The organism is Bacillus sp. 522_BSPC, assembly GCF_001076885.1.
Taxonomy (GTDB): domain Bacteria; phylum Bacillota; class Bacilli; order Bacillales; family Cytobacillaceae; genus Niallia; species Niallia hominis.
Genome location: NZ_JVDT01000101.1, coordinates 1 through 4202, shown reverse-complemented (window position 1 = coordinate 4202; position 4202 = coordinate 1). Strand labels below are relative to the sequence as shown.

Sequence of the window (4202 nt, the reverse complement as noted above, 5' to 3'; positions counted from 1 at the left end):
TAAATTAAAACAAGCAGAGGCAGCCTCTTCTATAGTAAAAGATATGATAACTTCAGCGATTGAACAATCTGCTGCTAATACTACTCTTGCTTCAGAAGCATTAAAACAAGCATCAAATGAAGTTGCAGGCGGTTTTCTATATTTATTGTGTTTAATTAAGTTCAGTAAAGGGAACGGTGGAAAAAATTTGAGATGAGACATATTACCCAAAAAGATTATACATCGCAAACCTATAATCGTCGCCAAATAGAAGAACTGATGGGGATTTGGAAACGAGGTTACTACAGAAAAAATGGTGCTATTCACCAAAAGTAATTTTATAACTATATTCCCAAAAAATTCACCACATAAGAAAATTCTGATTCGGGTAATCTAAAAAGGTCAAAAAATTCAAGGAGGATTCATCATGACAGTAATAAATGATGTTAAGACAGCTCTAGCAGGATTAAAAAGTGCACAAGCAAGTTTCGAAACATTTGCTCTTGGTACAGATAATCAACAGGCAAAGCAACTTTACCAAGATGCTGCTAAACAAACCCAATCTGTTATTAACAGCCTTGAACCACGCGTTCAACAAATTGAACAAGAAGAACCTCAATACAAACAACAATAATGAGTAAGATAAAAAAGGTTGGCCTCCCAACCAACCTTTTTTAATTCCTTTAAATAATGGGAAAAACGGAGATGGTTTCATGAAAGACAAAATAACCAAAATAAAAATTTTTCTTTCCATTTTAGCCGTGATCGGGTTTGGAACAGGATGTAACGATAACCAAAATCAGTTAGATGAGGATAACAATCATTTAGGTATTTCACAAGTACATACGAGTAAACCCATCGGTCAATCTGTTGCCAATAGGGCTAAAGAAAAGATTATTACCAAAGAAGAAATTTCAGATGTAAAGGCTGTGAATACAGATAAAGAGCTTTTTGTAGCAATAAAGGTAGAAAATTTCAATCGTTTTCGATTAAAAAGTATCGAGAAGACAGTAAAGTCAGACTTAGAAAAAATGTATCCGAATCATAAAGTCGTCGTTTCGACGGATAAAAAAATGTTCTGGGAACTCGAAAAAATAGAACAAAGACTGCAAAAAAACAATATGAATAAGAAAAGCTTGAAAAAAGATTTGCAAAAACTTGAAAGTATTCTAAAGGAACAGACGTAAAGAGGAAGGATCGAGCTATGTCAAATAATCAAAAGAAACAATTAACTCCTGTCCAACAGGAGTACCAGGAATTACAAAAACAACGTGAAATAAAAAGACCGGTTGTAACAAATTGTATAAAAGCCTTTCTAACAGGTGGTCTCATCTGTCTTATTGGTCAGCTTATTCAAGACTTTTACATCTATTATTTTGATTTTACAGAGCAAACGGTCGGAAATCCGACGGTAGGTACTTTGATTTTTATTACGATGCTTCTTACCGGTTTTGGAGTATATGATCGAATGGCCCAATTTGGGGGAGCAGGGACAGCTGTACCCGTAACTGGTTTTGGTAATGCGGTCATATCACCTGCCATTGAACATCGAACCGAAGGATTTGTACTGGGCGTAGGCGGCAATATGTTTAAACTAGCCGGTTCTGTCATTTTATTTGGTGTGTTTTCTGCTTTTATCATTGCCTTAATTAAAACAATTTTAATCAGATGGGGTGGTTTATAATGCTTGCAGGTCATCGTACATGGGTTTTCGAACAAAAGCCTGTGATTATTTCCACTGGAACAGTAGGTGGACCATTTGAAGCAGATGGAGCTATATCGGAAGATTTTGATCTTCTTCATGCCGATTTATGGCTCGGACAGGATTCCTATGAAAAAGCACATAAAGTTTTTTTTGAAGAAGCTTGTCAAAAGGCAATGGAAAAAGGAGAAATACAAAAGGAACAGGTTCAGTTTCTTCTCGCAGGGGACTTGATCAATCAGATTACTCCCACAAGTTTCGCTAGTCGAACCATTGGAGCTCCTTATTTTGGTTTATTTGGTGCTTGTTCTACCTCTATGGAAGGATTGGCTCTAGGTGCTTATATTATTAATACAAAGGGGGCTAAATATATATTAACAGGGGCTTCGAGTCATAACACAGCTGTTGAAAAACAGTTTCGTTATCCGACAGAATATGGAGGACAAAAACCACCTACTGCACAATGGACGGTTACTGGTGCTGGTGCGGCCCTTTTAAGTGATTCTGGGGATGGACCGAGTGTCACTTCTGCTACGATAGGCCGTGTGATTGATATGGGACTGACCGATCCATTTAATATGGGGGGGGCTATGGCACCAGCTGCTGTTGATACGATTGAAGCGCATTTAACGGAAAGAAAGATTGATCCCTCTTATTATGATTTAATCGTCACTGGGGATCTTGGAAAGATAGGGCGTGAAGTTTCCCTTGATTTATTTAAAAAGCATGGAACTTCCATTAGTGAAGGACAATTCCAAGATTGTGGACTTATGATTTATCGGAAAGGACAACCAGTCCTCGCAGGGGCAAGTGGGGCGGGGTGTTCAGCAACAGTAGTCTATGGTCATTTATTAAATCGCATGAAAAAAGGCGAATTTAAAAGAATGTTAGTAGTGGCCACTGGTGCTTTATTATCACCTCTTTCTTTCCAGCAAAATGATACGATTCCTTGTATCGCTCATGCGGTATCGATTGAATACGGAGGTGAACAATCATTATGACCTACTTTTGGGCTTTTACCGTAGGTGGTTTGATTTGTGTCATTGGGCAAATTATGTTTGATGTGTTTAAACTAACTCCGGGACATACGTTAAGTACCCTTGTAGTAGTGGGGGCCATTTTAGATGGGTTTGGATTATATGAACCCTTGATTGACTTTGCTGGTGCAGGAGCTACCGTACCTATTACAAGCTTTGGGAATTCCCTTGTACATGGGGCCATGCAAGAGGCAGAACAACATGGGTTAGTTGGTGTGCTCACAGGAATGTTTGAAGTGACCAGTTCAGGAATTTCAGCAGCCATTATTTTCGGCATGATAGGGGCTTTAATTTTTAAACCAAAAGGATAAGGAGAATCTAGGATGACAGTAGGATCAGATGTCAAACAATGTTTTGTCAGTTTAAAAGGAGTAGAAGCAAGTCTTTCAAGTTTAGCATTACAGACTCTAGATGATGATTCGAAACGTTCATTACATGAAACCATGATGGTTGTACATGAAGTAGTCACGGATTTAAAAAAACGAGTTGGAGAATTAGAACAAGAGGAATTTCAGTACAAAGGTTTTTAAGAGATATAATTTTTATAGGGGGTGTTAAGTGGTGCCTGAATGGTTAGATATTGCCGTAAGGTCAATATTCTTTGTTGTTGTTTTATTTTTTATTACAAAATGGTTAGGGAAAAAGCAAATCTCTGAATTATCTTTCTTTGAATATGCAACTGGTATTTCCATTGGAAGTATAGGTGCTGAAGTTGCTATGGGACTGGAACGGAACATTTTTCATGGAATCATTGGAATTGTCATTTTTGCAGCAATACCCTTTTTATCTGGTTTGCTTTCCTTAAAAAGTAAAAAGTTCCGTGATTTTGTAGAAGGAACAGGAACTGTCTTTATAAAAGATGGGAAAATCATGGAAGATAATTTAAAAAAGGAAAGATACACGACAGATGAATTATTAGAATTACTTCGTAAGAAGGATGTTTATCAGGTGTCTGATGTAGAATTCGCTGTATTAGAGGCAACAGGGGATTTATCCGTCATGTTAAAGAAAGAAAACCAACCATTAACAGCAAAGGATCTAAACTTGACGGTTGCTTCAATTAAAGAGCCTCAGACTGTCATTATGGATGGTGTGATCATGGATGAACCACTTGCGACTATTGGACGAAGCCGTGCTTGGTTACACACTGAATTAGAAAAACTTGGTGTAACGGTAGAAAATGTTTTTCTTGGACAAGTTAATTCCTATGGAGAGTTAACAGTTGACCTGTTTGACGATCAATTACAAGTCGCATCTCCTCAAGAAAGACCTTCAATTCTTTCGACCATGAAAAAATGCCAAGCAGACTTAGAGTTGTTTGCTCTTGGAACCGAATCAAAAGAAGCTAAGCAAATGTATAGTAAAAATAGTGAAAAACTACAAGAAGCTATTGTTAAAATGATGCCTATTTTAAAAGGATAATGGTTTATTTCGCTATCTTGGATGATCTTAAGACACATAACAAAAAAGTAGTACCATTTTTT

The 4202-nt window shown here is 37.2% G+C and carries 7 protein-coding genes and 1 pseudogene; all 8 read left to right on the top strand.

All coding sequences use genetic code 11. The annotated features are described in order from the left end of the window. Positions 1–196: pseudogene (locus ADJ83_RS07930) on the top strand (hypothetical protein); the annotation flags it as partial. A gap of 210 nt (positions 197–406) precedes the next feature. After that, a complete protein-coding gene (locus tag ADJ83_RS07925; RefSeq protein WP_031537037.1) occupies positions 407–613 on the top strand; it encodes a DUF1657 domain-containing protein in 207 nt (68 codons plus the stop codon). A 79-nt stretch (positions 614–692) separates the two neighbouring features. Next, entirely contained in the window at positions 693–1166 is a 474-nt protein-coding gene (locus ADJ83_RS07920) for a YhcN/YlaJ family sporulation lipoprotein (protein ID WP_031537035.1), read from the top strand. Between the two features lie 17 nt (positions 1167–1183). Further along, positions 1184–1663: a stage V sporulation protein AC gene (spoVAC, locus tag ADJ83_RS07915; RefSeq protein ID WP_031537034.1), complete on the top strand. Its 480-nt coding sequence runs from the start codon at positions 1184–1186 to the stop codon at positions 1661–1663. Then, positions 1663–2682 (top strand): stage V sporulation protein AD, encoded by a 1020-nt coding sequence (spoVAD, locus tag ADJ83_RS07910; RefSeq protein ID WP_031537033.1) that lies wholly within the window; start codon positions 1663–1665, stop codon positions 2680–2682. Before spoVAC ends, spoVAD begins: the two co-directional genes overlap by 1 nt. Beyond that, complete coding sequence (gene spoVAE, locus ADJ83_RS07905; protein ID WP_031537032.1) at positions 2679–3029, top strand: stage V sporulation protein AE; 351 nt, start codon at positions 2679–2681, stop codon at positions 3027–3029. The genes spoVAD and spoVAE overlap by 4 nt, the downstream gene beginning before the upstream one ends. Positions 3030–3041: 12 nt before the next feature. After that, positions 3042–3248: a DUF1657 domain-containing protein gene (locus ADJ83_RS07900; RefSeq protein WP_031537031.1), complete on the top strand. Its 207-nt coding sequence runs from the start codon at positions 3042–3044 to the stop codon at positions 3246–3248. 31 nt (positions 3249–3279) lie between these two features. After that, complete coding sequence (locus ADJ83_RS07895; protein WP_048717466.1) at positions 3280–4140, top strand: DUF421 domain-containing protein; 861 nt, start codon at positions 3280–3282, stop codon at positions 4138–4140. Positions 4141–4202 lie beyond the last annotated feature (62 nt).

Bases quoted from the DNA above. Each gene is read 5' to 3' on its own strand.
- spoVAC (WP_031537034.1), top strand. From the start codon at position 1,184: ATGTCAAATAATCAAAAGAAACAATTAACTCCTGTCCAACAGGAGTAC.
- spoVAD (WP_031537033.1), top strand. From the start codon at position 1,663: ATGCTTGCAGGTCATCGTACATGGGTTTTCGAACAAAAGCCTGTGATT.
- spoVAE (WP_031537032.1), top strand. From the start codon at position 2,679: ATGACCTACTTTTGGGCTTTTACCGTAGGTGGTTTGATTTGTGTCATT.
- ADJ83_RS07920 (WP_031537035.1), top strand. From the start codon at position 693: ATGAAAGACAAAATAACCAAAATAAAAATTTTTCTTTCCATTTTAGCC.
- ADJ83_RS07900 (WP_031537031.1), top strand. From the start codon at position 3,042: ATGACAGTAGGATCAGATGTCAAACAATGTTTTGTCAGTTTAAAAGGA.
- ADJ83_RS07925 (WP_031537037.1), top strand. From the start codon at position 407: ATGACAGTAATAAATGATGTTAAGACAGCTCTAGCAGGATTAAAAAGT.